The 25,887-nt window shown below is 71.5% G+C and carries 25 protein-coding genes; 13 read left to right on the top strand and 12 right to left on the bottom strand.

The features are described from left to right. The first annotated feature begins 9 nt into the window (after window positions 1-9). Both DFJ67_RS33720 and DFJ67_RS33715 read left to right on the top strand, forming a co-directional pair. The gene (locus tag DFJ67_RS33720; protein ID WP_116072487.1) at window positions 10-555 is read left to right on the top strand and encodes a hypothetical protein; all 546 of its coding nucleotides are present in this window, start codon (window positions 10-12) and stop codon (window positions 553-555) included. Beyond that, window positions 527-949 (top strand): Imm1 family immunity protein, encoded by a 423-nt coding sequence (locus tag DFJ67_RS33715; protein WP_170216096.1) that lies wholly within the window; start codon window positions 527-529, stop codon window positions 947-949. Before DFJ67_RS33720 ends, DFJ67_RS33715 begins: the two co-directional genes overlap by 29 nt. On the opposite strand, the gene DFJ67_RS33710 is transcribed toward DFJ67_RS33715, so the two are convergent. Continuing rightward, window positions 941-1,876, bottom strand: a complete 936-nt coding sequence (locus DFJ67_RS33710; protein ID WP_116072483.1) for an EamA family transporter — start codon at window positions 1,874-1,876, stop codon at window positions 941-943. The genes DFJ67_RS33715 and DFJ67_RS33710 overlap by 9 nt on opposite strands. Window positions 1,877-1,944: 68 nt before the next feature. Here DFJ67_RS33710 and DFJ67_RS33705 point away from each other — a divergent pair, with 68 nt between their 5' ends. The 9 genes from DFJ67_RS33705 to DFJ67_RS33665 all read left to right on the top strand — a co-directional run bounded on the left by DFJ67_RS33705 (window position 1,945) and on the right by DFJ67_RS33665 (window position 11,148). Further along, window positions 1,945-2,469, top strand: a complete 525-nt coding sequence (locus DFJ67_RS33705; protein ID WP_116072481.1) for a CGNR zinc finger domain-containing protein — start codon at window positions 1,945-1,947, stop codon at window positions 2,467-2,469. 32 nt (window positions 2,470-2,501) lie between these two features. Then, window positions 2,502-3,176, top strand: coding sequence for a hypothetical protein (locus DFJ67_RS33700; protein WP_116072479.1), 675 nt, complete (start codon window positions 2,502-2,504; stop codon window positions 3,174-3,176). A gap of 220 nt (window positions 3,177-3,396) precedes the next feature. Next, window positions 3,397-4,878, top strand: coding sequence for a sugar ABC transporter ATP-binding protein (locus DFJ67_RS33695; RefSeq protein ID WP_116072477.1), 1,482 nt, complete (start codon window positions 3,397-3,399; stop codon window positions 4,876-4,878). Continuing rightward, window positions 4,875-5,933: an ABC transporter permease gene (locus DFJ67_RS33690; protein WP_116072475.1), complete on the top strand. Its 1,059-nt coding sequence runs from the start codon at window positions 4,875-4,877 to the stop codon at window positions 5,931-5,933. Before DFJ67_RS33695 ends, DFJ67_RS33690 begins: the two co-directional genes overlap by 4 nt. Beyond that, entirely contained in the window at window positions 5,923-6,957 is a 1,035-nt protein-coding gene (locus DFJ67_RS33685; protein ID WP_239097080.1) for an ABC transporter permease, read from the top strand. Before DFJ67_RS33690 ends, DFJ67_RS33685 begins: the two co-directional genes overlap by 11 nt. Then, window positions 6,954-8,024 (top strand): rhamnose ABC transporter substrate-binding protein, encoded by a 1,071-nt coding sequence (gene rhaS / locus DFJ67_RS33680; RefSeq protein WP_116072473.1) that lies wholly within the window; start codon window positions 6,954-6,956, stop codon window positions 8,022-8,024. Before DFJ67_RS33685 ends, rhaS begins: the two co-directional genes overlap by 4 nt. Window positions 8,025-8,098: 74 nt before the next feature. Continuing rightward, window positions 8,099-9,268, top strand: coding sequence for an L-rhamnose isomerase (rhaI, locus tag DFJ67_RS33675; RefSeq protein WP_116072471.1), 1,170 nt, complete (start codon window positions 8,099-8,101; stop codon window positions 9,266-9,268). A gap of 29 nt (window positions 9,269-9,297) precedes the next feature. Continuing rightward, entirely contained in the window at window positions 9,298-10,122 is an 825-nt protein-coding gene (locus tag DFJ67_RS33670) for an alpha/beta fold hydrolase (protein ID WP_239097081.1), read from the top strand. Window positions 10,123-10,215: 93 nt separating this feature from the next. Continuing rightward, window positions 10,216-11,148 carry a hypothetical protein gene (locus tag DFJ67_RS33665; RefSeq protein ID WP_203783391.1) on the top strand — a complete coding sequence of 311 codons (933 nt, stop codon included), beginning with the start codon at window positions 10,216-10,218 and terminating at the stop codon, window positions 11,146-11,148. Between the two features lie 38 nt (window positions 11,149-11,186). Here the strand turns inward: DFJ67_RS33665 and DFJ67_RS33660 are convergent, their stop codons facing one another. The 3 genes from DFJ67_RS33660 to DFJ67_RS33650 are packed head-to-tail and all read right to left on the bottom strand — an operon-like array spanning window position 11,187 to window position 13,928. Continuing rightward, complete coding sequence (locus DFJ67_RS33660) at window positions 11,187-12,656, bottom strand: MFS transporter (protein ID WP_116072467.1); 1,470 nt, start codon at window positions 12,654-12,656, stop codon at window positions 11,187-11,189. A gap of 28 nt (window positions 12,657-12,684) precedes the next feature. Continuing rightward, window positions 12,685-13,026, bottom strand: coding sequence for an ArsR/SmtB family transcription factor (locus DFJ67_RS33655; RefSeq protein ID WP_116072465.1), 342 nt, complete (start codon window positions 13,024-13,026; stop codon window positions 12,685-12,687). Continuing rightward, window positions 13,023-13,928, bottom strand: coding sequence for a LysR family transcriptional regulator (locus DFJ67_RS33650; RefSeq protein ID WP_116072463.1), 906 nt, complete (start codon window positions 13,926-13,928; stop codon window positions 13,023-13,025). Before DFJ67_RS33650 ends, DFJ67_RS33655 begins: the two co-directional genes overlap by 4 nt. A gap of 72 nt (window positions 13,929-14,000) precedes the next feature. On the opposite strand from DFJ67_RS33650, the gene DFJ67_RS33645 reads away from it, so the two are divergent. Next, the gene (locus tag DFJ67_RS33645; protein ID WP_116076956.1) at window positions 14,001-14,966 is read left to right on the top strand and encodes an EamA family transporter; all 966 of its coding nucleotides are present in this window, start codon (window positions 14,001-14,003) and stop codon (window positions 14,964-14,966) included. A 153-nt stretch (window positions 14,967-15,119) separates the two neighbouring features. On the opposite strand, the gene DFJ67_RS33640 is transcribed toward DFJ67_RS33645, so the two are convergent. From DFJ67_RS33640 to DFJ67_RS33615, 6 genes are all read right to left on the bottom strand, one after another. Continuing rightward, a complete protein-coding gene (locus tag DFJ67_RS33640; protein WP_239097082.1) occupies window positions 15,120-16,370 on the bottom strand; it encodes an enolase C-terminal domain-like protein in 1,251 nt (416 codons plus the stop codon). Then, complete coding sequence (locus DFJ67_RS33635) at window positions 16,367-17,257, bottom strand: NAD-dependent epimerase/dehydratase family protein (protein ID WP_203783393.1); 891 nt, start codon at window positions 17,255-17,257, stop codon at window positions 16,367-16,369. Before DFJ67_RS33635 ends, DFJ67_RS33640 begins: the two co-directional genes overlap by 4 nt. After that, window positions 17,241-18,065, bottom strand: a complete 825-nt coding sequence (locus DFJ67_RS33630) for a carbohydrate ABC transporter permease (RefSeq protein ID WP_116072459.1) — start codon at window positions 18,063-18,065, stop codon at window positions 17,241-17,243. The genes DFJ67_RS33635 and DFJ67_RS33630 overlap by 17 nt, the downstream gene beginning before the upstream one ends. Beyond that, a complete protein-coding gene (locus tag DFJ67_RS33625) occupies window positions 18,062-19,021 on the bottom strand; it encodes a carbohydrate ABC transporter permease (RefSeq protein ID WP_203783394.1) in 960 nt (319 codons plus the stop codon). Before DFJ67_RS33625 ends, DFJ67_RS33630 begins: the two co-directional genes overlap by 4 nt. Continuing rightward, the gene (locus tag DFJ67_RS33620; protein WP_116072457.1) at window positions 19,022-20,380 is read right to left on the bottom strand and encodes an extracellular solute-binding protein; all 1,359 of its coding nucleotides are present in this window, start codon (window positions 20,378-20,380) and stop codon (window positions 19,022-19,024) included. A 113-nt stretch (window positions 20,381-20,493) separates the two neighbouring features. Beyond that, window positions 20,494-21,501 (bottom strand): LacI family DNA-binding transcriptional regulator, encoded by a 1,008-nt coding sequence (locus tag DFJ67_RS33615; RefSeq protein WP_116072455.1) that lies wholly within the window; start codon window positions 21,499-21,501, stop codon window positions 20,494-20,496. Window positions 21,502-21,657: 156 nt separating this feature from the next. On the opposite strand from DFJ67_RS33615, the gene DFJ67_RS33610 reads away from it, so the two are divergent. Further along, entirely contained in the window at window positions 21,658-22,248 is a 591-nt protein-coding gene (locus tag DFJ67_RS33610) for an AMP-binding enzyme (RefSeq protein WP_116072453.1), read from the top strand. Here the strand turns inward: DFJ67_RS33610 and DFJ67_RS33605 are convergent, their stop codons facing one another. After that, window positions 22,249-24,573, bottom strand: coding sequence for a putative bifunctional diguanylate cyclase/phosphodiesterase (locus DFJ67_RS33605; RefSeq protein WP_116072451.1), 2,325 nt, complete (start codon window positions 24,571-24,573; stop codon window positions 22,249-22,251). A 7-nt stretch (window positions 24,574-24,580) separates the two neighbouring features. Continuing rightward, window positions 24,581-25,630, bottom strand: coding sequence for an FIST signal transduction protein (locus DFJ67_RS33600; protein ID WP_170216094.1), 1,050 nt, complete (start codon window positions 25,628-25,630; stop codon window positions 24,581-24,583). Window positions 25,631-25,887 lie beyond the last annotated feature (257 nt).

Here is a 25,887-nt window from a genome sequence, read left to right as displayed (position 1 = left end):
GGTGATCGTGTGGATGAGTCGCTGACCGAACGCCTCGACGACCTGGAGTGGTGGCTGCGGGTGCTCGGCCGCCCGGTCGTCGACCTGCTGGTGCCCGGCCTGCCGCCGGACGCGACCAGCCGGCACGGCCCGGTGCCGGCCCGCGTCGCCGAGTGGTTCGGCTGGCACGACGGCGTCATCCGGGTCGCGGGCCAGGACCATCAGGACATCGAGATCATTCCTGGGTACGCGCCGCTGGCGCTCGCCGAAGCGGTCGGCCTGCGTCCCGAATACGACGACGATCCGGCGCTCGGCGACGCCTGGCTCCCGCTGCTGGCCTCGGAAGCAGGCGACCTGTTCGCCGCGTCCTGGTCGGGCTCCGACGAGCCCCGGGTGGTCGCTATCCGTGCCGGCGAGCCGACCCGCGTCGAGTTTCCCGACCTCGGCGCGATGGTGGCGCTGTTCGTCGACTGCTTCCGCCGCGCCGCCTTCGCGGTCGGTGCCGACGGCCGGCTGACCACCGACCCGGCCCTCTATGACCAGTTGTATGACGAGCTCACCAGTCCTCGCGGCTGACCCCGTGCGGCTCGAACGCGACCGCTGGCGCGACGGCCGGGCCGAGCGCCGGTGGCATGACGACCCGACGTCGGACCAGATCGAGGCGGCGGTCCGGGCACTCGACCAGGAGACCCGCACCGAGGTCGTGCTGACCGGCCACGACGATCAGTATCTGGCCGTCGAGGGCGGCAACGGGCGCTATCTCGTGCAACTCGGCTCCGACGTGGACGACGACCGGATCGTGCTGCGGTCGGTCGACGCCGCACCGGGCGACGAGGTCGTCGTCGCGGCCGGCCAGCCCCGCCGGGTGGCCCGCCGCGACATCGTCGACCTCGACACCGCGCTGCGTGCGGTGCGGTCGTTCGCGAAGGACGGCCGGCCCGACCCGACGCTGCACTGGGCGTCAGGCTGAGACCAGCACCTCGGCCGGCTTGCGCTCGTCGAGCCGGACCAGCACGACGCCGGCGATGATCAGCGCTCCGCCGGCGATCTGCACGGGCGTGGGCAACTCGTCGAGCACCAGCCAGGCGATCAGGACGGCGAACAGCACCTCGGTCAGGCCGACGAACGAGGAGAGCCGGGCGCCGAGTGCGCGGGCGGCCACGATGCCGGCCACGTAGGGCACGACGGCGGCGACCAGCGACAGCCCGGCCACCGGGACCAGCCAGCTCACCCGTTGGCCGCCCAGGCTGACCGTGCCGAACGCGGCGTGCATGGGCAGCAGGCCGACCGCGCCGAGCAGCACCAGCAGCACCGCGCCGATCCCCAGGCCGGCCGTCGCGAGGGCCAGCGGAGGCACTCCTTCGCCGTCGGAGTCGCGGGCGCCGAGCACGAAGTAGGCCGCCAGCCCGACGCCGGCGAGCAGGCCCCACAGCACGCCGACGAGGGAGAGCCGGGCACCCCCGCTCAGGTCGAGCACCAGGGCCAGGCCGACCACCGCGGTGACCGCACCGGCGGCGGTCAGGGCGCGCGGCCGCTGGCCGTGCACCGCCCACATCCAGAACACGACGAGCACCACGCCGAGGTATTCGAGCAGCAGCGCGACGCCGACCGGCAGGTAGCGGATCGCGTTGAAGAAGGCGACCTGCGCGATGCCGACGCCGAGCACGCCGAACAGGACCAAACCGGTCAGGCCGCGCCGCACCGCGGCCCAGCGGCCGCGCAACGCGATCGCCGCCGGGACGGCGAGCACCGCCGCCGCGGTGCCGACCCGGATGGCGACCGCTGCCGGTGCCGACCAGCCGGCGTCGAGCAGGGCGTGCGCGAGCGGGCCCGAGGTGCTGAACGTGAGCGCGGAGAGGAGCGCGAACAGCAGGCCGAGCGAGCGGGTCGGTGGCATGGATCCCCTGTCATCACCAAAGGCGGCTTACACTGATGACGGTAGGGGGCCGGACTGCAAGGGGCAAGATGGTTTTCGCTCATGACACGGAAGCGGCGTTGACGACGCTGGCGGCGCTGGTCAACACGCCGCTGCGCGACCTGGCCGCCCTCGACGCGTTTCTCGGCGAGCATCAGATCAGCGGGTCCCGCACCCACACCCAGGCCGAACTCGACGCGGTCCGCGCGCTGCGACCGCGGTTCCGCCGGTTCTGGGAGGTCGGCGAAGACGAACTGGTCGAGAGCGTCAACGACCTGCTGCGCGAAAGCCGTCCGCTGCCGCAACTCGTCCGGCACGACGGCTGGGGCTACCACCTGCACGCGGTGCCGCCGGAGGTGCCGGTCGCCGTGCGGTTGACCGTCGAGGCCGGGATGGCCCTGGTCGACGTGGTCCGCACGGGCGCGCTGGACCGGTTGCGCACCTGCGCCCACCCCGACTGCGCCGACGTGCTCGTCGACCTGTCCAAGAACCGTTCGAAGCGCTTCTGCGACGGCGGCTGCGGCAACCGGGCCGCGGCGAGCGCCTACCGGGCGCGGCGCGCCGGCCGCCCTTGATCCGACCGACGTCCACGTAATACCGTCCATCGATGTCGCGGAAGACCGGTAAGCCGTCCTACGTCCGCCAGGCCGAGCAGGCGCGCGCCCGCCGCGTCCCGCTCGCGGCCACCATCGCCGGCCTGGTGATCGCGGCGCTGGTCGCGGGCCTCGTCGGCTATTTCGTCGGCCGTCCCGACGCGACCACCCGCGCGATCGACGACATCAAGGCGCAGGAGGCCAAGCGCGACGTCGACCAGATCCGCGACCTCACCGCGGTCGCCCGCCGGTCGCAGGAGACGCTGACCACCCTGCTCAACGCGTTCGACACCGCGGTCGACGGCACGAAGCCGGTCGACGCGGCGACCGTCAAGAGCTGGCAGGAGACGGTCAAGGGCCTGGTCACCGCGCACGCCGACAGCCCGTCCGGCACGACCGCGACCAACGTGGCCCGGGGTGGGTTCCGCGGCGCGGTCGCCGACTTCCAGGTGGCGGTCGACATCTACGCCCAGGCCGTTGCCGCGCCACCCGAGGGACGCGCCGCGTTGACCGCGATCGCCGGCCGGGCCCGCACCGCCGCCGCGACCGCCTGGTCGGTCGCCGCCGCCCAACTCGACCAGATCAATGTGGACGCCGGCTTCGGTCACCAGCACGTCTACCTCGAGACCGAGCAGGGCAGTGGCGCCTTCACCGCCGACGGCGAGGAAGAGGGCCACACCGGCGGGTAGGCCGTGTCCTGCCGATCATCGCGGCCAGCGCCGGGCCCAGCCGCCGCCTGGCGGCGTACAACACCCGGCATGCCGGCAATCCCGGGCCACGTGCTGCGACCCCGGTTCGGCTCACGATGATCGACAGGACAGGGCCTGACAAACCCTTGACGGTGATGGATCGACATCCCTAGTGTCTTCAGCACGGCGTCGGTGAAACGTTTCACGACCGGGAGGTGCGATGCTGTCGCTGCAGCGGGTGAGCAAGTCGTTCGGCGCCGTCGCGGCGCTCCGCGACGTCGACCTGGAGCTGGTCGCCGGCGAGGCGCACGCCCTGGTCGGCGAGAACGGCGCCGGCAAGTCCACTCTGGTCAAGATCCTCGCGGGCGTGCACCCACCCGACACCGGCACGATCCTGCTCGACGGCGCGCCGGTCACGTTCGCCGGCCCGGCCGACGCCCGGGCGGCCGGCATCGCGGTGATCTACCAGGAGCCCACCCTCTTCCCCGACCTCTCGGTCGCGGAGAACATCTTCATGGGCCGCCAGCCCCGCCGGAGCCTGCGCCGGATCGACACCGCGGCGATGCGCGAGCGGTCCGCCGAGCTGTTCGCCCGCCTCGGCGTGCGGCTCGACCCCGACCGCCCGGCCCGCGGGCTGTCCATCGCCGACCAGCAGCTCGTGGAGATCGCCAAGGCGCTGTCCACCAACGCCCGGGTGCTGGTGATGGACGAGCCGACCGCCGCACTGTCCGGCGTGGAGGTCGAGCGGCTGTTCGCGGTCGCGCGGTCGCTGCGCGACGCCGGTGCCGCGGTGCTGTTCATCTCGCACCGCTTCGACGAGGTGTTCGACCTGTGCCAGCGGATCACGGTGATGCGCGACGGCCGCAAGGTCGACACCGCGCCGGCCGCGGAGCTCACCGTCGACGCCGTGGTCCGCAAGATGGTCGGCCGCGACGTCTCGACCCTGTTCCCCAAGCTCGACAGCACGGCCGGCGACGTGCGGCTCGACGTGCGCGGGCTGACAAGGCACGGCTTCTTCGACGACGTCAGCTTCCAGGTGCGGTCCGGCGAGATCGTCGCGCTGGCCGGCCTGGTCGGCGCCGGCCGCAGCGAGGTGGTCCGCGCGGTCTTCGGCGTCGACCGCCCCGACGCGGGCCAGGTGCGGGTCGACGACAAGCCGCTGCCGCCCGGCGACACCCCGGCCGCGATCGCCGCCGGCCTCGCGCTGGTGCCGGAGGACCGGCGCCAACAGGGCCTGGTGATGGAGCTGTCGGTCGAGCGCAACACCACGCTGCCGCGGCGCTGGGCGCTGTCCCGAATAGGGCTGCTCTTCGGCGGCGCCGAGCGCCGGGCGTCGGCCACCTGGACCGAGAAGCTCCAGGTCAAGGCCGGCCGCCCGACCGACCCGGTGAGCACGCTCTCGGGCGGCAACCAGCAGAAGGTCGTGCTCGCGAAATGGCTGTCGACCCGGCCCCGGGTGCTGATCGTCGACGAGCCGACCCGCGGGATCGACGTGGGCACGAAGGCAGAGGTGCACCGCCTGCTCTCCGAGTTGGCGGCCGACGGAGTGGCGGTGTTGATGGTCTCCAGCGAGCTGCCGGAGGTCCTGGGTATGGCCGACCGGGTGCTGGTCATGCGCGAAGGCCGGCTGGTCGCCGACATCCCGCGGGCCGGCGCCGACGAGGAGTCGGTGATGGTCGCCGCGACGGGAGCCGGCTCATGACCGCGCTGCCGACCGCGCCGCCCGGGCCAACAGGGCCGACCGCACCGACCGAGCAGAGCGCACCGACCACAGCCGTCCACCGCGTCTTCGTCGTCCGTGAACTCGGCATCGCGCTCGCGCTGCTGCTGCTGGTCGCGGTCACCTTCGCCACCAACACCCGGTTCCTGTCGGCCCAGAACGTCAAGGACCTGCTGCTCGGCTCGACCATCCTGGCGATCCTCGCGGTCGGCCAGGCGATCGTCATCATCACCCGCAACGTCGACCTGTCCGTCGGCTCGATCCTCGGCCTGGCCGCGTTCGCCACCGGCACGATGCTGCAAAGCGCACCGGGCCTGCCGATCCCGGTCGCGATCGTGGTCGGCATGGCCCTGGGCGCCGCCTGCGGCGCGGTCAACGGCGGCCTGATCGCCGCCGCCCGGGTGCCCGCGCTGGTGGTCACGCTCGGCACGCTCTACGTCTTCCGCGGCATCGACTACACCTGGGCCACCGGCCGCCAGATCAACGCGGCCGACATGCCACACGGCTTCCTGCGGATGGGCAACGCCAGCATCCTCGGCATCCCGGTGCTGGCCCTGTTCGCCGTCGTGGTGCTGGTCGCCGCCGGCCTGTTCCTGCGCTGGTACCGCAGCGGCCGCGAGCTCTACGCGATCGGCAGCGACCCGGATGCGGCCCGGCTCTACGGCATCCCGGTCGGCCGGCGGGTGTTCTGGGCGTTCGTCACCAGCGGCGCTCTCGCCGGCCTGGCCGGCGTCCTGCACGCGGCCAGGTTCGGCACGATCGACGCCAACGCGGGCCTGGGCCAGGAGCTCAACGTTGTCGCCGCGGTCGTCGTCGGCGGCGTCGCCATCTTCGGCGGCAGCGGCTCGGTCTACGGCGCCGCGCTCGGCGCGGTGTTGCTGACCACGATCGGCAGCGCCCTCCCGGTGCTCGGCATCAACCCGTTCTGGCAGCGCGCCGCGGTCGGCGCACTGATCCTGGCCGCCATCGGCCTGGACCGCTCGCTCGCCGTGCGGATGGCCCGCCGGCTCCGGGGAGGCAGCGACCGTGGCCGTTGAGACGCCCGTCCGCGAGCCGGTGAGCCCACCGCGGGCGACCGCGCGCGGCCTGCTCGGCTCCTGGGACCTCCTGGTGCTGGTCGCCCTGGTGCTTGTCGTGGTGGTCGGCACCCTCACCATCGACGGCGTCGGCAACCCGCGCTTCTACCGGTTCGTGGTGCTCGAGGCCATCCCGATCGCGCTGATCGCGCTGCCGATGACGCTGATCGTGATCACCGGCGAGATCGACCTCAGCGTCGCCAGCACGGTCGGCCTGACGTGCAGCGTGATGGGCAAGCTGTGGCAGTCCGGCCTCACCTCGCTGCCCGCGCTGATCGCGATCAGCCTTGTGCTCGGCGCCGTCCTCGGCGCGGTCAACGGCCTGTTCGTCACCGTCTTCGGGCTGCCCTCGCTCGCCGTCACCATCGGCACGCTGGCCCTCTACAGAGGACTCGCCTACGTCGTGCTCGGCGACAAGGCGGTCGCCGACTACCCGGTCGAGTGGACCCGCGACATGATCGCGCCGATCCCCGGCACCGTCATCCCCTGGTTCGTGCTCGTCGTCGCCGCCCTGGCGGTGCTGTTCGGCGTGCTGCTGCACGCCACCCCGATCGGCCGCGGGCTCTACGCGATCGGCAACAACGCCGAAGCCAGCGCGTACTCCGGCATCGCGGTTATGCGTACCAAATTCTGGTTGTTCGTGGCGACCGGCGTGGTCGCCGCGTTGGCCGGCGTCTTCTGGACGTTCCGGTTCGCGTCCGCCCGGGCCGACAACGCCGACGGCCTCGAGCTGTCGGTGGTGGCGGCCGTGTTGTTGGGCGGCGTGTCCATTTTCGGTGGCCGAGGCGGCCTGCTCGGTGTGGTCGCCGCGGTCGCGCTCCTCGGCACTTTACGCAACGCGTTGCAACTGGCCGACGTCCCGGCCAACGCGTTGACGATCGTCACCGGAACGCTGCTCATCGCTTCCGTCGTCGGGCCCAACGTGGTGCGGATGGCACGCGGGCGGCTGCGCCGACGACCCCCTGAGGAAAGGACCCAACCATGAGGATCACAGGTGTACGCCTTGTCGCGACAACCGTCCTCGCGGCGTTGACGCTGGCCATGGGCGCTTGCGCCGACGACAGCGGTAGCGACGCGGGTGCCGGTTCGGGCACCGACACCGGCAGCAACTCCTCGGGCACCATCAAGGAGGGGCTGAAGGTCGCCTTCCTGCCGAAGCAGGTCAACAACCCCTACTTCGACACCTCCGACAACAAGGGCGGCAAGGTCGCCGTCGGCGAGTTCAAGGGCACGTTCAGCCAGACGGGCCCGTCGGAGGCGAGTCCGTCGGCCCAGGTGTCCTACATCAACACGCTTTCGCAGCAGCAGACCGATGTGATCGTGGTGTCGGCCAATGACAAGGACGCGATCTGCGGCGCGCTGACGGAGGCCAAGTCGGCCGGCGCGAAGATCGTCACCTACGACTCGGACACCAAGCCGGAGTGCCGCGACGTGTTCGTCAACCAGGCGACCGCCGACGGCATCGCGAAGTCGCAGATCAAGCTGATCTCCGACGCGGTCGGCGCCGACGGCGGTGAGATCGCGATCCTGTCCGCGACAGCGAACGCGACGAACCAGAACGCCTGGATCGAGATGATGAAGACCGAGCTGGCCAAGCCGGAATATTCGAAGCTGAAGCTGGTCGACACCGTGTATGGCGACGACAAGGACGAGAAGTCCTTCCAGGAGGCGCAGGGCCTGCTGGCCAAGCACCCCAACCTCAAGGGCATCATCTCGCCGACCACGGTCGGTGTTGCGGCGGCGGCGCGTTACCTGTCCGGGTCCTCGTACAAGGGGAAGGTGCAGTTGACCGGTCTTGGCACCCCCAACCAGATGCGCGCGTTCGTGAAGGACGGCACGGTCAAGGCGTTCGCGTTGTGGAACCCGGCCGACCTGGGCTACCTGGCCGCTTACGCCGGTGGTGCGCTGGCCTCCGGGATGATCACCGGCAAGGAAGGCGACAAGTTCAAGGCCGGCAAGCTCGGTGACTACACGGTCGGTGCCAACGGCGAGATCGTGCTCGGTGACCCGTTCACGTTCGACTCGTCCAACATCGACCAGTTCAACTTCTGAGTTCTGGTGGAGGGTGGCGTGCGCCGGATCTGCCTTCCCGGCGCCGCCACCTCGACGGTGCGCTGGGAGCAACCATGAGCGAAACCCGGGCACGGGTGCTGGCCGCCCTTCGGGAGCAGCGGATCGAGACGGCGTCGTGGGCGTTCGGGAATTCGGGGACCCGGTTCAAGGTGTTCGCGCAGGAGGGTGTGCCGCGGAATCCCTACGAGAAGATCGCCGACGCGGCGACCGTGCACCGGTTCACCGGCGTGGCGCCGACGGTGGCGTTGCACATCCCGTGGGACAAGGTCGATGACTACGCCGATCTGGCGGCGTACGCGAAGGAGCGTGGGGTCGCGCTGGGTGCGATCAACGCCAACGTGTTCCAGGACGACGACTTCAAGCTGGGCTCGGTCACCCATCCGTCGCCGGCCGTGCGGGCCAAGGCGCTGGCGCACCTGGTCGAGTGTGTCGACATCATGGACGCGACCGGGTCGCGTGACCTGAAGCTGTGGTTCTCCGACGGAACCAACTATCCGGGCCAGGACAACGTTCGTGCCCGGCAGGACCGGCTCGCGTCCGCGTTGTCCGCGGTATATGACCGCCTTGGTGACCAGCAGCGGATGCTGCTCGAATACAAGCTGTTCGAGCCGGCCTTCTACATGACCGACGTGCCCGACTGGGGCACGGCGTACGCACACTGCCTGTCGCTCGGTGATCGTGCCCAGGTGGTGATCGACACCGGGCACCACGCTCCCGGCACGAACATCGAGTTCATCGTGGCGTTCCTGCTGCGGGCCGGGAAGCTGGGTGGTTTCGACTTCAACTCGCGCTTCTACGCCGACGACGACCTGATGGTCGGCGCGGCCGACCCGTTCCAGCTCTTCCGGATCATGTGCGAGATCGTCTCGGCGGACGCCTTGGCGCCCGCGGCCGGCATCGCGTTCATGCTCGACCAATGTCACAACATCGAGCCGAAGATCCAGGCGGTGATCCGCTCGGTGCTCAACGTCCAGGAGGCCACCGCGAAGGCCCTGCTGGTCGACGCCGCCGCGCTCGACGCGGCCCAGCGCGCGGGCGACGTGCTGGAGGCCAACGAGGTGCTGATGGACGCCTACCAGACCGATGTCCGGCCGATGCTGCGCGAGCTGCGCGCTGACATGGGGCTCGACCCCGATCCGGTCGGCGCGTTCAAGCGCTCGGGCTACCTGGAGAGCGTGACGTCCGCGCGGGTCGGCGGCAGCGCGGCTGGATGGGGTGCCTGAATCGGGGCGAACTACGTAGCATGGTCGGGGTGACCAACACCGACTGGACCGCCGAGACCACCGGGACCGGCGGATATGCCGACGTCAACGGCATCAACCTCTACTACGAGACCTACGGCACCGGCCGGCCGATGATCCTGCTGCACGGCGGCCTCGGCTCCGGCGAGATGTTCGGGCCGATCCTGCCGCAGCTGGCCGCCGCGCATCAGGTGATCGCCGTCGACCTGCAGGGGCACGGGCGCACCGCCGACATCGACCGGCCGATCACCCTCGACGCGATGGCCGCCGACATCGCCGCGCTGATCGACCACCTCGGCCTCGACCACCCCGACGTGGTGGGCTACTCGCTCGGCGGCGGCGTCGCGATGCACGTCGCGGCCAACCACCCCGACAAGGTCCGCCGCATGGTGATGGCATCGGCGTTCCTGAAGACCGAGGCGGTCTATCCGGACCTGCGGGCCCAGCAGGGCCAGGTCAACGCCGCCGCGGCCGCGTTCATGGTGGACACGCCGATGTACCAGCTCTACCAGAAGGTCGCGCCGCGTCCCGAAGACTTCCCGCGCCTGCTCGACAAGGTCGGCGCCTTCATGGCCAACGAGTTCGACTTCACCGAGAAGGTGCGCTCGCTGACCGTCCCGACGATGGTCGCCGGCGCCGACGCCGACCAGGTGCCGCCGAGCGAGTTCATGCGGATCTTCGAACTCCTCGACGGCGGCCATCGCGACGGCGGCTGGATGGGCGAGGGCCGCCCGCAGGGTGGCCACGCCCTGGCCATCGTCCCGGGCGTGACCCACTACTCCCTCTTCAGCTCGCCGCTCTTCGCCACGATGGTGCTGAGCTTCCTCGACGATTGATTGCGGGGCAGCAAGTTCTGACGGTTGTCGATACGGTGTCGTGCGGCGCACCGGCCGGTGCGCCCTACCGCATCGCACAACGGGGAGTTCTTGATGCTGCTCAAACGGATGGCAAGGCTCGGTGTGGCCACCGGTCTCGTCAGTGGAATGGTGTTGGCGTTCGCGGCCGCCCCGGCCCAGGCGGCACCGACCAGCACGACGTCCTACTCGTTCACCAGCGCGGCCGGCGACTACATCGGCGGCGGTCAGACGCGCGACTACCAGGCTCCCGCGGCCGACATCCGGATCCAGGGCACCGCCGGCTACGTGACGGTGCGGGTCGACGCCGGCGACGAGTGGTGGACGATCGATCTCGCCGCACCCAACGGCGAGGTGCTCAAGCCCGGTCGCTATCTCGACGCCGAGCGCGCCGCCTTCCGCACCGGCCGGTCGCCTGGCCTCGACGTGTCGGGGACCGGGCGGGGATGCAACGAGGTGTACGGCAGCTTCTGGATCGACCAGATCGGCACCGCCGCCGACGGCACGGTGACGCTGCTGGACGCCCGGTTCACCCAGAACTGCGAATCGTCGAGCGCGCCGCCGTTGAAGGGCACGGTCAAGTTCGCCGCCTACCCGCTGTCCTACAAATACGTCAGCGACAGCGGCGACTACATCGGTGGCGGGATCTCCAAGTCCTACACCAACGCCCTGTCGGTCTTCACCCTCTCCGGGAACGCGAGCGGTGTGGCCTACTCGGTGTCGGGCCAGCGTGACGACTGGACGGTCAACCTCACCCCGCCCGCGGGTCAGACGCTCAAGCGCGGCACCTACACCGACGCCCAGCGATACCCGTTCAACGAGGCCGGCCACCCCGGCCTGTCGGTGAGCGGCAACGGGCGCGGCTGCAACACGTTGACCGGGCAGTTCACCATCCGCGAGATCGCCTTCGACTCCGCCGGGGCGGTGATCGCGTTGTTCGCGACCTACGAGCAGCACTGCGAGGGCGACACCGCCGCCCTGCGCGGCACCATCCGCTACTTCGCCTGAGCCTCGGGGGCGCGGCCGTCCGGTCGCGCCCCCGATCGCTAGTTCGCCACCTTGGCTTCCAGGCCGGGGACGCCGGCCACGGCGGCCTCGGCGTAGGACTCCTCGTCGCGGATCGCGACCGCCGGCTCGACGTGCCGGTGGTTGCGCGGCACCAGGAGCGCGGCCAGGGCGGCGCCGACGGACGCGAGGCCCAGCGCCGCGAACCCGTAGCGGTAGCCGTTCTCGGTCGGTAGCCCGTTCGGCAGCACCTGGGCACCCACGATGCTGGCCATCAGCGCCGCCCCGAGGGAGCCGCCGATCGTGCGGATGTTGGCGTTCATGCCGTTGGCGACGCCGGTCTGGTGTGCCGGCACCGCTGCCACGACCACATTGGACATCGTCGCGAACGCGGCGCCGAAACCGAGACCGAGGACGGCCATCGCGAGCAGGATCTCCCACTGCCGGTCGTGTGCCAGCGTGAGGATCGCGAACGACGCGACCGCCAGCAGCGTGCCGCCGACCAGCACGGTCTTGGCCCCGAACCGGTGCGTGAGCCGCGGCCCGGCCAGGCCCGAGAGGAACATCGCCACGCTCATCGGCAGGATCAGCAGGCCGGCCCGGGTGACGGTGGCGCCGAAGCCGTAGCCGGCCGATGACGGCGTCTGCATGAAGGCCGGCAGGAAACCGAGCAGGCCGTAGAGGCTGATGCCGAAGAGCAGCGCGACCAGGTTGGTGGTCCAGACCGCGGGGGTACGCATCATCCGCATGTCGATCAGCGGGCTCGCCGACCGCGCCTCGACGACGACCCAGGCGGCGGCGAGCACCACGGCGGCCAACAGCAGGCTCAGCACGCGGGTCGAGCCCCAACCCCACTGCGCGGCCTCGGTCAGCGGCACGAGCAGGGCGACCAGCCAGGCCGCGAGAAGCACCGACGCGGTCAGGCTGAACCGGCCCGGTGCCCGCACGCCCGACGACGGGACGCGGAACCAGGTCACCGCGGCGGCCAGCAGGACCATGATCATGGGTAGCCAGAACAGGGCGCGGTAGTTGAGTGCGTCGACGATCGGGCCAGCCAGGACCACGCCGAGACCGGTGCCGATTCCGAGCACGGCGGCGATCAGGCCGACGGCACCGGCGACGCGTTGGCGCGGCAGCGTGTCGCGGACGATGCCGAAGGCCAGCGGCAGCACACCGCCGCCGAGGCCCTGCACGGCGCGGCCGACGAGCATGACGCCGATGTTGGGCGCGACGGCCGAGATCGCGGAGCCGACGGCGAGCGCGACCAGGGTGACGAGCAGGATCTTCTCCTTGCCGGCGCGGTCACCGAGGCGACCCAGGATCGGCGTGAAGATCGACGCTGACAGCAGGTTGACGGTCAGCACCCAGGTGACGGTGCTCTGGGTGGTGTGCAGGTCGCGCTGGATCACCGGCAGCACGGGCGCGATCAACGACTGGATCAGCGCGTACGACAGGACGCCGAGGAGGAGCACGGGAACGACAAGGCGGGTGGTGGCGCGAGGCTGTAGCACGGTACGAACGTACGCGTACTATCGAACCTTAAGCAATGACGCCCGCGTGTGAGGGAGCCGACGTCGCGACGGCGCCGAGGATCGCGTCGAGCAGGCCCGGGAAGCGCGCGTCGAGGTCGTCGCGGCGCAGGCAGGGCCGGCGGTTGCGGCCGTCGAGGCGCACCCCGATCACGCCGCCCTCGCGCAGGATCCGCCAGTGGTGGGTCGCGGTCGACTTCGGCAGGTCGGCCAGCAGCTCACCGCAGTTGTAGGCGTGGTCCGGATTGGCCGCGAGGGTGGCCACGACGCGCTGCCGGATCGGGTTCGACAGCGCTTCCAGGACGCGGGAGAGATCCAGTTGCTCTCGGCTGGGCTGCGACAGGACCGTCATTGTTCGACTGTACTCGTACCGCCCCACGACTCGTGCAGCGCCGCGACCGCCGCCTTGATCGCCGGGCGGGCGGCCGCCGCGGCCCGCCAGGCGACGGTCACCCGGCGGGTCGGCCGGGGTGCCACGGCGAGCGTGACGACGCCGGCCGGCAGAGTCGGGCGGGCCAGCCGGGGCAGCATCGCCACCCCGAGGCCGGCCGCGACCAGCGTCAGTTGCGTCTCGAACTCGCCGACCAGGAAGTCGGGCTCGACGCCCGGTAGCACCCGCATCAGCCACTCGTAACAGATCGCACCCGGCGGGGCGGCGATCCACCGCTCGCCGCGCAGTTGGTCGCGGCGGACCGGGCCGGTCGTCGCCGCCAGCCGGTGGCCGGTCGGCACCACCAGGTCGGCGACATCGAGGCCGAGTTCGGTCGCCGTGATCCCGGGCGGCCAGGTCAGCGCCGCCTCCGGCCAGTCGTCGAGCACCGCCAGGTCGACGTGGCCGCGTTGCAGCATGTCGAGCGCGTGGTGCGGGTCGCCTTCGATCAGGCCCGTACGCAGGTCGGGGTGGTCGGCCGCCAGCCGGTGCAGCGCGTGCGGCATCAGCCCGCGGCAGGCCGTGGCGAACGCGGCCACCGTGAGCCGCCCGGTCACCGTGTCGCGCTGCGCCGCGAGCGCGGCGTCGGCCTCGTCGAGGGCGGCCAGCACCTTGGCCGCGTGCGTCGCGAGCACCCGGCCGGCCTCGGTCAGCCTGATCCGCCGGCCGTCCTTCTCGACCAGTGTGGCGCCGGTCTCGCGTTCGAGCTTGCCGAGTTGTTGGGAGACCGCACTCGGCGTGCAGTGCAGGGCCGCGCTGGCCGCCAGCACCGTCCCGTAGCTGGCCACCGCGTCGAGCGCGCGCAGCCGACCCACATCGATCATGTAGCGAGGCTACCTGGACGGTGAAGGAACTGTCGCTGGTGCTACATGGTCCGGCGCACTGACGATGACGGCGTGAAACCACGCGACATCGCTCTCGCCATCGGGGTGACCGCCCTCTGGGGTGTCAACTTCGTCGTCATCCGGGTCGGCCTCGACCACTTCCCGCCGCTGATGTTCAACGCCCTGCGATTCAGTTTCGCGGCCGTGCCGGCGGTCTTCTTCGTCGGCCGCCCCCGTGTCCCGTGGCGCTGGGTGTTCGCCGTCGCGATGGCCCTCGGCGTCGCCAAGTTCTCGCTGCTGTTCGCCGGGATGGCGGCCGGGATGCCGGCCGGCCTGTCCTCGCTGATCCTGCAGAGCCAGGCCATCTTCACGGTGCTGCTGGCCGTGCCCCTGCTGCGCGAGCGACCCGGCCGCCGCCGCCTGCTCGGCCTCGCGGTCGCCGCGGTCGGCGTGGTGATCGTGGCCGCCGGCCTGGGTTCGGACCTCCCCGGCGGCGCATTCGCCCTGGTGATCGCCGCGGCCGCCGCGTGGGGCCTGTCCAACGTGGCCACCCGCAAGGCCGGCAGCACCGACGCGCTGCGCTTCATGGTCTGGGTCAGCGCCCTGGCCGCGCCGTGGCTGATCGCCCTGTCCCTGCTGGTCGACGGCCCGGCGGCAGACCTGGCCGCGTTGCGCGACGTGAACGCGGCGGCCATCTTCGCGGTGCTGTTCGTCGCCGGCGCCGCCACCCTCGGCGGCTTCGCCGCATGGGGCCACCTCATCAGCCGGTACGGTGCCTCGACAGTCGCACCGTTCGCCATGCTGGTGCCGTTGTTCGGCATCGCCAGCGCGGCGCTGCTCCTCGACGAACCGGTCCACCCGACCGACATCCTCGGCGGCCTGTTGGTGGTAGGCGGCGTTTTGGCCGGCCTGGACCGGACCCGCCCACAGCTTCCTCTCGCCGACCCCGACGAAGCAGCGCCGCCCGCGGAAGGTGGGCCGCACCATCTGGCTGCGCTGGGCCGGGCCGGCATTACGGCCGCCCGGGACAAGGTTTGACCGCTGAGCTGGCCGCACCGTCTGGCGGCGCTGCTTCGGGCCGGCCTTGCGGCCGGCCGGCGGGGACAAGGTCTGACCGGGCAACGGACCAGACGGCAGCATCTCGCCGCAAAGCGCCTGGCGCTGGGGCGCGCGGCGCGACCGAGCGGCCGCCTACGGCGGTTCGAGGGCGCCGTCGGGGCGGCGGATCCGGGTTGACCAGCGCTCGTGACCGTAGTGCTTGGGCGGGTATTTCGCGGCCGCGCGCTCGTCGAGGTCGATTCCCCAGCCGGGCGCGTCCGACGGCGTCAGATAGCCGTTCACCGGCCGCAGGGTCCCGGGGAACACCTCGTGCACCGCCTCGGCGTAGACGTGCCCCTCCTGGATCCCGAACGCGTGGCTGGACACGTCGAGCGCCAGGTTGGCCGCCATCCCGACCGGCGAGACGTCGGCGGGGGAGTGCCAGGCGGTGCGTACCCCGGCCAGCTCGCACAGCGCTGTCAGCTTGCGTGCCGGTGTCAGGCCGCCGATCGCCGAGATGTGCAGCCGCAGCAGGTCGACGCCGCCCGCGAAGACCAGGCGGGCCGCGTCGCCGACCGAGCCGACCTGCTCGCCGGCCGCGATCGGGACCGCCGCGGCCGCCCGCAGCTCCGGCAGCCGGTCGTAGTGTTCCGGTGCGATCGGGTCTTCGACGAAGAACAGCCGGTAGGGCTCCAGCGACCGGCACAGCACCAGCGCCTGCTTCACCGTCAGTCGACTGTGGACGTCGTGCAGCAACGAGACCTCGTCGCCGAGGGCGTCGCGGGCCGCCGCGAACAGTTTCGGGGTTGCCGCCAGGTAGTGCTCGACGTCCCAGCCGTCGGGGTAGGGCGCGTCGGGGTAGCCGCCGGGGATGCCGGGCGCGCCATACGTGCCCACCCCGGGACCGCCGGTCTGCAACCGCACGTGCCGCAGGCCCTGACCGATGAGCTTGTGGGCGTCGTCGATGGTGTCGCCGATCGTGGCGCCGCTGGCGTGTAGGTAGATCGGCACCGCCGCGCGGACGCGGCCACCCAGCAGTTCGTAGACCGGCATGCCGGCCCGCTTGCCGGCGATGTCCCAGAGCGCCATGTCCAAACCGGACAGTGCGTTGTTGAGCACCGGGCCGTCGCGCCAGTATGAGGACAGGTGCACCATCCGGGTGAGGTCCTCGATGTCGGCGGGGTGCCGACCGACGACCAGCTGCGCCAGGTGCTCGACGGTGGCGGCCACGGCCGTGGCGCGCTGGGTGAAGGTGGCGCAGCCCAGGCCGTACAAACCGGGTTCGGAGGTGTCGACCCTGACCACGACGAGCGTCGCCTCGGGCGCGGTGACGATCGCCCGGACCCCGGTGATCCGCAGCCCGTCGCGCGCCGCCCAGGGTGGCTGGGTGTCGAGCATCGTCATACGGGTTCCTCCTCGGCTGCCGCCAGCGGACTAGAGCCTAACGGCACCAGATGTGCGGCCGTGAAGCCGAGCAGCCGCTGTGCCGGCTCGAGCGCGACCGGCACCGCCCGGCCGGGAAACCGGGCCCGCACCGGCACCTCGGGCAGGAACGCCGCCAGCAGGTCCTCGGTCGGGTAGGGGGCGAGGGTCTCCGGCGCGGCCACGAAGAGCACGTGCGCGCCGGCCGGTGCGGCGGTCAGCCCCAGCAGGCAGGCGGCCGCCGCGTCGGCGGTGTGCAGGTAGGTCCACAGCTCCAGCGCGCCGGAACCCGGGTCGGTGCGGAACTCCTCCGCCCGCCGGGCCAGCCGCGCGTCGCCGCCCAGAAAAGGGAAGCGCAACGCGGTCACCGCGATCCCGTGCCGGCGGGCCACCATCGCCGCGGTCGCCTCGTCGGCCTGCTTCGACAGTGCGTAGGGGTCGGAGACCTGGAGCGGGTGCCGGGCGTCGACGGGCAGGTAGCGTGGGCGCAGCGGGACCTGCGCCCACGCCAACCCCAGCACGGACATGCTGCTGGCCAGCACGATCCGCCGCACCCCCGTGACAGCGGCTTCGTGCAGGACGGCGAACGTGGCCCGGCTGTTGCCGCCGAAGACGGCCAGCGGCGTGTCGAGGGTCGGTGCCGGGATCGCGGCCAGGTGGATCACCGCGTCGACGCCGGCCAGTGCCCGCCGGACCAGGTCGGGGTCGCCGGCGTCGCCGGTGAACACCCGGTCGGCGGGCAGGTCGCCGGGGTCGGCCCGGTCCAGTGCGGTGACCGGCACGCCCCGGCCGGCGAGGGCGTCGAGGACGGCCCGGCCGAGCAGGCCCGCGGCGCCGGTCACCAGCACGCGTTCAGTTCTTGACGGCACCGGACAACCCGTTGACGAAGTAGCGTTGCAGCGCGAGGAACAGCAGGATCACGGGCACGACCAGGATCAACGACCCGGCCATGATCTCGTTGTACGAGGGGACCGTGCCGGACGCAAGTTTCTCCAGCGCGAGCGGCAGCGTGTAACGCGACTCATCGTTGAGGGAGACCCGGGTCAGCACATACTCGTTCCAGGTCGGCACCGCTGTCAGCACCCCGATGGTGATCAGGGTCGGCCGGGCCAACGGCAGGTAGACCCGACAGAAGATGCGCAACTCGCCGGCGCCGTCGGCGGTCGCCGCGTCGTGCAGGTCGACCGGCACCGCGCGGAACGCGTTGGTCAGCATCAGCACGGCCAGCGGCGCGGTGCCGTTGACGAACGGCAGGATCAGGCCGGTGTGGGTGCCGAGGATGTCGAGCTTGTTCTCCAGGATGGTCAGCGGCAGCAGCACGGTGATGCTCGGCACGAACAGCAGCGCGACGAAGAACCAGAACACGAAGCGCCGGCCGGGGAAGTCGATCATCGCGAACGCGTAGCCGGCGAGGCTGTAGATGACCAGCACGCCGAGCACCGTGAGGCCGGTGACCTTCAGGCTGTTGAGGAAGTAGTCGAAGAAGTGCAGCCGGCTCCAGGTGTCGGCGAGGGTGGCCAGGGTCGGCCGGTGCGGCACGAGGTGGCCGCCCTCGAGGATCTCCAGCCGGTCCTTGAACGCACCCGACACCATCCAGGCGAAGGGGTAGAGGCTGACCGCCGCGTACACCGTGAGGGCGAGGTAGGCGACCACGGCGCCGGCGCTGGGCCGCCTCATTGCCGGCTCCGCAGCAGGCGGGCGTTGACCACCGCGAGCAGCAGCGCCGCGATGAAGATCAGCCAACCCAGCGCGCTGGCGACGCCGAGGGTCGGCGACAGGCTCTGCAGGAACGCCTGCTGGTAGGCCTCCAGGCCGAGCACGTCGGTGTGGCCCCCGGGGCCGCCGTTGGTCATGATCAGGAAGATCTGGAAGCCCTGCATGGTGTCGCGCAGCCCGAGCAGCAGGATCGCCACCGTGATCGGCACCAGCAGCGGCCAGGTGATGTGCCGCAGCCGGCGGACCGGGCCGGCACCGTCGAGCGAGGCCGCCTCGATCACCGCCGGGTCGATCGCCTGGAGGCCGGCCAGGTAGAGCAGCATCGCGACCGGCACGCTGCCCCAGATCATGATGACCACCAGGGCGGGCAGCGCGGTGTCGGGGTCGGCGAGGAAGCCCTGCGGCCGGGACAGGCTGCCCAGCCCGACCGAGCGCAGCGCGAGGTTGACCGCGCCCTGGGGTTCGAGCACGTAGCGCCAGGCGTAGTAGACCGCGATGCCGGCGGTCACGTAGGGCAGGAAGAACACCGAGCGGAGCAGGCCGCGCAGCCGGGTGATGCTGTTGAGCAGCGTGGCCAGCGGCAGCGCGATCAGCACCGTGCCGAGCGAGACGGCCACCATGGCGATGCCGGTGTTGACCGCCGCGTTGCGCACCTCGGGGGCGAGGCGGGGATCGGCGAAGAGCAGGTCCTTGTAGTTGTCCAGGCCGACCCATTCCCAGGTGGGGGAGAAGCCGTTCCACTTGGCGAAGCTCAGGCCGAAGCTGTAGACGAGGGTGTAGAGCCCCATGGCCAGGAACAGCAGCACGGCCGGTGCGATGAAGGCGTAGCCGACGAGCGCGTTGCGGCCGCGCCGGGTGGTGCGGCGCGGCTCGGTGACGAGCCGCGCCGCGATGGTGGCGGTGTCGGTCGCGGTCACTTACTTCGCGTCCCACATCGCCTTGATGACCGTGTCGAGCGTGCGGCCCGTGCCGGCCGCGTCGGCCTCGCCGAGCGGCGAGAGCTTGAGCAACGGGTTGCCCATCTCGACCTCGTCGTAGTCCGGCGGGCGGAAGCCGCGGTTGCCGGCGTCGTAGGTGTTCTGAGCCGGCCCGGTGAAGAACTGTTGCAGTGCCGCCAGGTCGGGGCCGATCAGCGACTCGGCCTGCGTGCCCAGGTCGGTGGCCGGCAGGTCGAGCGACGCCTTGGCGAAGATGCCGGCGCCCTCGGGCGAGGTGAGGAAGTCGACCCACTGCGTGGCGCCGCTCTTGTTGGCGCTGGTCGAGGTGACCGCCAGGCCGGTCAGGGCCAGCGGCGCCAGCCGCAGGTCGCTGACCGCGCCGCCGGTCGCCGGCGGGATCGGGAAGGCCAGCACGTTCTCGGGCTTCATGTTGTTCTGGGCGAGGAACGCCAGGGTGAACGTGCCGCCGACGTTGAACGCCGACTTGCCCTGCGCGAACGCGATGTCGGCCTCGTCGATGCCCAGCGCGCTGGCGCCGGGGATCCAGTAGGGCTTGAGCTGAGAATAGAGGTCGAGCGTCTTGACGCCGTCGGGCGAGCCGAAGCCGGCCGTGGTGCCCTTGCCGAACAGCGCCTCGAACTTCTGCTGGCCGAGGTAGGCGAAGGCGAGCTGCTCGTAGATCCAGTTGAAGCCGGTCTGGGTCACCTTGAGGCCGAGCGAGAGGCCGCCCTGGTCCTTGTCGGCAGTCGTGGTGGCCTTGAGATAGTCGAGGAACTGCTCCCAGGTCGCCGGCGGCTTGGTCGGGTCGAGCCCGGCGGCCTTGAGCTTCTCCTTGTTGGCGTAGACGATGCCGAAGGTGCCGGCCGTGAACGGGACACTGTAGAGGCTGCCGACGGTCGCGCCGGACAGTTCCTCGATGGTGTCCTTGCGCTGCTGGGTGACCCGCCCGGACTCCCGGGTGCTGGGCAGGAACCGGTCGAGCTTGGCGTCGAAGTCGCCCTTGAGGTCGGCGAGCAGCCCGCCGCCGCCGACCCGCATGTCTTCGCCACCCGAGTGCAACTCCAGCACGTCGGGCAGGTCCTTGGTCTGCGCCGCGCTCTGGATCTTGGCGGTGAACACGTCGTCGGGTGTGAACGCCTCGATCTTGACGTCGGTGCCGGTCTTCGCCTTGAACGCCGCGGCGGCCTGTTGCAGTGCCTCGACGTGGGTGCGCTTGAACGTCCACATCGTCAGGGCGCCGCCGGTCGCCTCGCCCTCGTCGTCGCTGCCACAGGCGGCGACACCGAGGGTGAGCGCGACGGCGGCCACCGCTGCGAGGATGCGTCTGTTTCCGATCATGGTCTGGCCCTCCCGCTGGACGAAGGGGATCTATCGGGCTAGCAAATCGTTAAGACTGACCGGCAATCTACTCGTAACCCAGCGGAAGTCAAGAGGGTCGATATGGAAGATCGTCAGGCTGACTGCCGGCGCACCAGCCGGGTCGGGATGACGATCTCCTTCGGCGGGCCGGCCACGCCGTTGATCCGGTCGAGCAGCAGCCGGGCGCAGGCCATGCCGATCTCGCGGGCCGGGTTGGCGATGGTGGTGAGCTGCGGGGTGACCAGGGTGGCCGCCTCGATGTCGTCGAAGCCCATCACCGCGAGGTCGTCGGGCACCCGCAGGCCCCGCTCGCGGGCCGCGTCGAGCGCGCCGATCGCCATCATGTCGTTGGCGCAGAGCACCGCGTCGGGCCGCTTGCGTTGCCGGATCAGCTTTTCCACCCCGTGTGCGCCACCGGCCCGGCTGAAGTCGGTGTGCACCACCATGTTCTGCTGTGGACCGATGCCGGCCTCGGCCAGCGCCGCCCGATAGCCGGCCACCCGCTCGGCGGCGGGCCCCTCGGCCGCCGGGCCGCAGATGAAGGCGATCCGCCGGTATCCATTGTGGATCAGATGGCGGACCGCCTCGCGGGCGCCGCCCTCGTCGTCGCTGTGCACCAGGTCGACACCGGTCTGCGCGGCGCGGCCGCCGAGCCGGACCACCGGGATCTGCGCGTCGATCACCGGCTGGAGGTCGTCGGCGTGGGTGTGGAAGACGGCGAACGCGACCCCGTCGACCTGCCGGGAGATCATCTTGTCGAGGGCGGCGCGTTCGAGGTCGCGTACCCCGTTGGTGTTGGTGATGATCTCGTCGTAGCCGGCCGGGCCGAGCACGTCTTGCACCCCGCGGGCCAGGACCGGGTAGAACGGGTTGGTGATGTCGGGGATGACCAGGCCGATGGTCAGGCTGCGACCGGCCCGCAGGCCGCGCGCCACCACGTTGGGCCGATAGCCGAGTTCGGCGATCGCGTCCATGATGCGGCGCCGGGTCTCCGCCGACACCGGCCGGCGCCCGTTGAGCGCGTGCGAGACCGTGGTCGCGCTGACTCCGGCAAGCTGCGCGACCTGGCCGATCCGCGGCCGGTCGCCGCGAAACGCCACCCGGACCTCCTCGGTTCTTTAGGTCGGCACAGCCTACCCCCTCGGCAGTGATGACCGTCTAACTCCGGGAGACACGCCGACGGGCGTGATGCCCGAACGTAGTTGCCCAGTGACCTAAAGTTACCGACGTTTGCCACAACGGGGGAGTCACGGGGAATGGGATCGTTGCATGTCGCGCTGCCCGCGGACGGGCGGCTGCACCTGCTGCGGGAGTGGGGGCACGAGCTGCCCGCCATCCGGCGATGGGCCGCGGAACGGGACATTCCCGTGGCCGACGACGCCGACCCGCAAGCGATCCGCGCCCTGTTGCGCGCCACCTACCTGCGGCTGGTCCCGACGCGGGTCATGGCGCTACCGCCGCACGACACCATGTTGTGGCTTCCGCCGCCCGTGGCCCTGTTGCACGCGGCGGGTGTGCCGGTGCGGCGCGCCACGCTCGTGCCCGAACGGCGCCGGCCCAGCGTCCGCATCCGCGGCGGCCGGTCCGATCCGGAGGTGGCCGAGGCCGCGTTGGCGGCGGCGGACGAGGTCGACGAGTGCGCGGTGCTCGCGATCCGGGAGGGCACCGGCACGGTGCTGCGGGGATATCTGACACTGCTGCCCGGCTGGCGGGCCGACGAGGCGGTGCTCCGCGACTATCTGGCGGCGCGACTGGCCGCGCCGCGGGTGCCGCGCAGCCTGGTGGTGCTCGACAGCTTCCCGCGCACCGCGGAAGGCGCCATCGACCGGGCGGCCCTCGCCGCCTAGTCAGCGCCCGCGCTGGGCCCGCAGGGCCTCGGTGGCCCGCTCGACCGACAGCGGCAGCGAGATCAGGTGGCCCTGGCCGAAGCCGCAGCCCAGGTCGAGCAGTGCGTCGAGCTGTGCCTGCGTCTCGATGCCCTCGGCGAACGCCTTCATCGACAGCGAGTCGGCCACCGCCATGATGGCCTGCACGATGCCCCGGCCGCCGTTGCCGGCGTCGTTCATCGCCGCCACGAACGCCCGGTCGATCTTCAGCCCTTCGACCGGGAAGCGTTGCAGGTAGGCCAGGCTCGAGTAGGACATCCCGAAGTCGTCGAGCGCGAAGTGCACGCCGGCCTCGCGCAGCGCGCTCACCTGAGCCGAGATGTCCTCGTCGGTGTCCATGTGCTCGGTGACCTCGAGCCAGATGTCGCCGGGGTCGACGCCGGCCGCGCGGATCACGTCGAGCAGGTCGCCGTGCCCGCGTTCGAGCTGCACGGCCGAGATGTTGACGCCCATCGTCAGGTGGGCCTCGGGGAACTCGCGCTGCCACGCGGCGAGTTGGCGGCACGACTGATCGAGCACCCACGCGCCGATCGGCACGATCGCGCCGGTCTCCTCGGCCAGCGGGATGAACACGTCGGGCGGCACGTTGCCGCGCTCCGGGTGGCGCCACCGGGCCAGCGCCTCGAACGACCGGATGGTGTTGGTCTTCAGCTCGACCATCGGCTGGAAGACCACCGCGAGCTGGCCGCGGTCGAGCGCCTCGGACAGGTCGGAGCGCAGGTCGAGCCGGTCGATCGAGCGGTGCGAGGCCTCGTCGTCGAAGACCTCGAGGCGGCCGCTGCCGCGGGCCTTGGCCGCGTACATCGCGGCGTCGGCGTCGCGGAGCATCGCGCTCGCCGAGGCGATGCCGCGCCGGCCGAGCACCGCGCCGATGCTGGCGGTGACCTCGACCCGCTCGCCGCGCAGCGGGAACTCGTCGCTGAGCGCCACCTGGATCCGCCGGCCCATGTCGGTGAGGTCGGTCAGGTCGGACGCGCCGCTGATCAGCAGCACGAACTCGTCGCCGCCGAACCGGGCGAGCATGTCGCCGGGCCGGACGACCTTGCGCAGCCGCTGTGCGACCTGCTGGATCAGCTCGTCGCCGGCCTCGTGGCCGAGCCGGTCGTTGACCGCCTTGAACTTGTCGAGGTCGAAGAAGAGCAGCCCGGCCGCGCCGGTCGGCGAGGTCGCCAGCGCCTCGTCGATCCGCTGTGCGGCGGTCATCCGGTTGGCCAGGCCGGTCAGCGGGTCGCGCGAGGCCCGCCGGTGCAACTCCTGCTCGCGGGCCTTCAGCCGGCGGTAGAGCTCGCCGTTGCTGATCGCCGCGCTCAGGTAGCTGGCCAGCACGACCGCGACCTCGACCACGGACTTGCCGAACGAGCGGGCCCGCCGGCCCTTCGCGGCCAGCACGGCGATCACCGCGTCGTCGCGCATCACCGGCACGAGCAGCAGCGGGTCGTCGCCGGAGCCGGGGCCGACGTAGGGCTCGCCGGCCGCCAGCCGGGCCCAGCCGGGCAGGTCGGCGGCGGGAGTCGGCCAGCGCTTGTTGACGTCTTCACCGGCGTCGGCGGCCGCGGCGACCTCGGCCAGGTCGTCGCGGACGGTCAGGATCCAGGCGGAGTCGGTGCCGGTCAGCTCGCGCAGCAGCACCGCCGCGTCGTCGAGCAGCGAGCCGACATCGAGGTGGCGGGCCAGCCCGGGGCCCGCCTGGGCGAGCCGTTCGATCGCCGCGCCGCGCTCGCGGGCCTCGACGGCCGAATACATCCGGTAGGCCATCGAGAGCAGCACCTGGAGGTCGGCCGGGGTGAACAGGTCGCCGCCCCGGCGGTAGAGCACGAGCAGGTCGCCGGCGAACTCCGAACCGACGCCCGACAGGGGTATCCAGGCCGCCGAGGCCTTGTCGGCCTCGTGCAGGGGCGGGGGGCGGTCGGCGGCCTCGGCCGGGTGCCGTGCGGCGGCGCTGCCGGAGGTGATCACCCGGCGGGCGGTCGGGCCGAGCGTCCATCCGGTGGTGAACGCGGGGTCGTCTTCGGGGAGCCCGCAGGAGGCGGTGACGAACAACCGGTCGTCGATCGCCTCGGCGATGCACACCACGTCGGCGGCGAACACCTCGGAGAGCACCGTCAGCGTGCGGTCGATCAGCCGGCCCGGGCTCGACGGCGTGCCGATCACGGTCAGCAGGCGGATCAGCCGGGCGGTGTCGCGGTAGGCCGCGGCGGCCGCACCCTCCGCCCTGGACAGTGCGGCACGCAGTGTCTCCGCGTCGGTGTCGGAGCGCGGCGCGGATGCTTCCCCGTAGGCGGCCATCGGGCGCTCAGAGCGCCATCGCGGCGATGGTGGCGTTGTGGTAGCCCGCGACGCCCGTGGTGCGCGCGAACTCGCCGTAGGTGTAGTAGCCGAACGTGGGCGTGTCGCCGGCCGCCTCCTGGAGCCGCCGGGCCTCCTCGTGGCCGCGCTGGCCCAGGATGTCGAGCCGGGCGACACAGTCGAACACCAGCACCACAGCCGGTTCCTCGCCGCCCATGACCTCTTCGACCGTCTGCTCGCCGACCTCCAGCAGGTCTTCGGGATCGCAGGAGACCACCTGCACCGCCGAGTAGGGCGGCATCGGCGAGAAGGTGCGCAGCTTGCCGTCACTGTCTATGAACGCGCCCCGGATCAGCAGCGAGCCGTCGGGCTGGATGAGCCCGAACGCGTGCTCGGAGTGATAGCCGCCGGCCTTCTCGTAGAGCTTCTTGGCGCCCGGGTCACGCGGCCGGAAGTTTTCCTGGTAGACCTCGAGCGCGGGCCGGCCGCCGAGCTCGCTGACGATCTGCCCGTCGACCCCGCTGAGCATCAGCGGCAGGCTGGTCGCCCGCCAGCCGTGCTTGCCGACCACCCGCAGCGGCCGGTCGGAGCCGATCCAGACGGCGACCGCGGCGTCTTTGAGCACACGGTCGCCGGCGAACACGAAGGTCTCGGCGAGCTGCCGGTCGTCGGCGGCCGCGCCGCCGATCACCGGAACCTGGAAGCCGGTCACCTTGTGGATGCCGTTGAGCAGCTCCTGCTGGTCGCCGGCCAGGCCGTCGGAGAAGATCAGGACCGCCTCGTGCGGCGAGCGGACCGGGCCGGTGGCGTCGAGAGCGGCCCGGGCCAGTGCCCGGCCGGCCCGGGTGGCGTCGGCCTGCACGCCGGTGGCGTGGCCGAGGCCGAAGCGGTAGCCGCCGCCGGCGAGCGCGAGCACCGCGATGCCGCTGCCCGGCTCGATGAGCTGGCCGTGCTGGAGCTGGCCGGAGCTGGTCGCGCCGGCGATCACCGCCGAGCCGGTCGCCGCCGCCACGGTCTTCAGGACCGCGGGCAGGTCATACCGGACAGACGCGTACACCAGAACCAGGTCTGGCTCTTGGCCGTCAAGTGGACGTAACGCTTCGTCGACCGCTGTTTCGGCGGCCAACCGGGCGTCGGTGCCGTTTCCGGTGCCGACCCCACAAATCGCTTTGGTGCTGGTCAGGACCCTCACCCCCGCGCGCATGCAGTGCTGGGACAACCACCGATTGTAGTGGTGAGGGTACTTCGTCTTCAGGTATGAGTGGCGACGGTCATAAGGCGCGAACCCGGTGGTTCCGGCAAAGTGCCGGAACC

Origin of the sequence: Asanoa ferruginea (assembly GCF_003387075.1) — a bacterium.
Classification (GTDB): domain Bacteria; phylum Actinomycetota; class Actinomycetes; order Mycobacteriales; family Micromonosporaceae; genus Asanoa; species Asanoa ferruginea.
This window is presented reverse-complemented; position numbering and strand designations above follow the sequence as displayed.

Bases quoted from the DNA above. Each gene is read 5' to 3' on its own strand.
- DFJ67_RS33620 (WP_116072457.1), bottom strand. From the start codon at position 20,380: ATGATCGGAAACAGACGCATCCTCGCAGCGGTGGCCGCCGTCGCGCTC.
- DFJ67_RS33700 (WP_116072479.1), top strand. From the start codon at position 2,502: ATGTCGCGGAAGACCGGTAAGCCGTCCTACGTCCGCCAGGCCGAGCAG.
- rhaS (WP_116072473.1), top strand. From the start codon at position 6,954: ATGAGGATCACAGGTGTACGCCTTGTCGCGACAACCGTCCTCGCGGCG.
- DFJ67_RS33705 (WP_116072481.1), top strand. From the start codon at position 1,945: ATGGTTTTCGCTCATGACACGGAAGCGGCGTTGACGACGCTGGCGGCG.
- DFJ67_RS33610 (WP_116072453.1), top strand. From the start codon at position 21,658: ATGGGATCGTTGCATGTCGCGCTGCCCGCGGACGGGCGGCTGCACCTG.
- DFJ67_RS33715 (WP_170216096.1), top strand. From the start codon at position 527: ATGACGAGCTCACCAGTCCTCGCGGCTGACCCCGTGCGGCTCGAACGC.
- DFJ67_RS33695 (WP_116072477.1), top strand. From the start codon at position 3,397: ATGCTGTCGCTGCAGCGGGTGAGCAAGTCGTTCGGCGCCGTCGCGGCG.
- DFJ67_RS33690 (WP_116072475.1), top strand. From the start codon at position 4,875: ATGACCGCGCTGCCGACCGCGCCGCCCGGGCCAACAGGGCCGACCGCA.
- DFJ67_RS33650 (WP_116072463.1), bottom strand. From the start codon at position 13,928: ATGATCGATGTGGGTCGGCTGCGCGCGCTCGACGCGGTGGCCAGCTAC.
- DFJ67_RS33630 (WP_116072459.1), bottom strand. From the start codon at position 18,065: ATGAGGCGGCCCAGCGCCGGCGCCGTGGTCGCCTACCTCGCCCTCACG.
- DFJ67_RS33605 (WP_116072451.1), bottom strand. From the start codon at position 24,573: ATGGCCGCCTACGGGGAAGCATCCGCGCCGCGCTCCGACACCGACGCG.
- DFJ67_RS33640 (WP_239097082.1), bottom strand. From the start codon at position 16,370: ATGACGATGCTCGACACCCAGCCACCCTGGGCGGCGCGCGACGGGCTG.
- rhaI (WP_116072471.1), top strand. From the start codon at position 8,099: ATGAGCGAAACCCGGGCACGGGTGCTGGCCGCCCTTCGGGAGCAGCGG.
- DFJ67_RS33710 (WP_116072483.1), bottom strand. From the start codon at position 1,876: ATGCCACCGACCCGCTCGCTCGGCCTGCTGTTCGCGCTCCTCTCCGCG.
- DFJ67_RS33655 (WP_116072465.1), bottom strand. From the start codon at position 13,026: ATGACGGTCCTGTCGCAGCCCAGCCGAGAGCAACTGGATCTCTCCCGC.
- DFJ67_RS33665 (WP_203783391.1), top strand. From the start codon at position 10,216: ATGCTGCTCAAACGGATGGCAAGGCTCGGTGTGGCCACCGGTCTCGTC.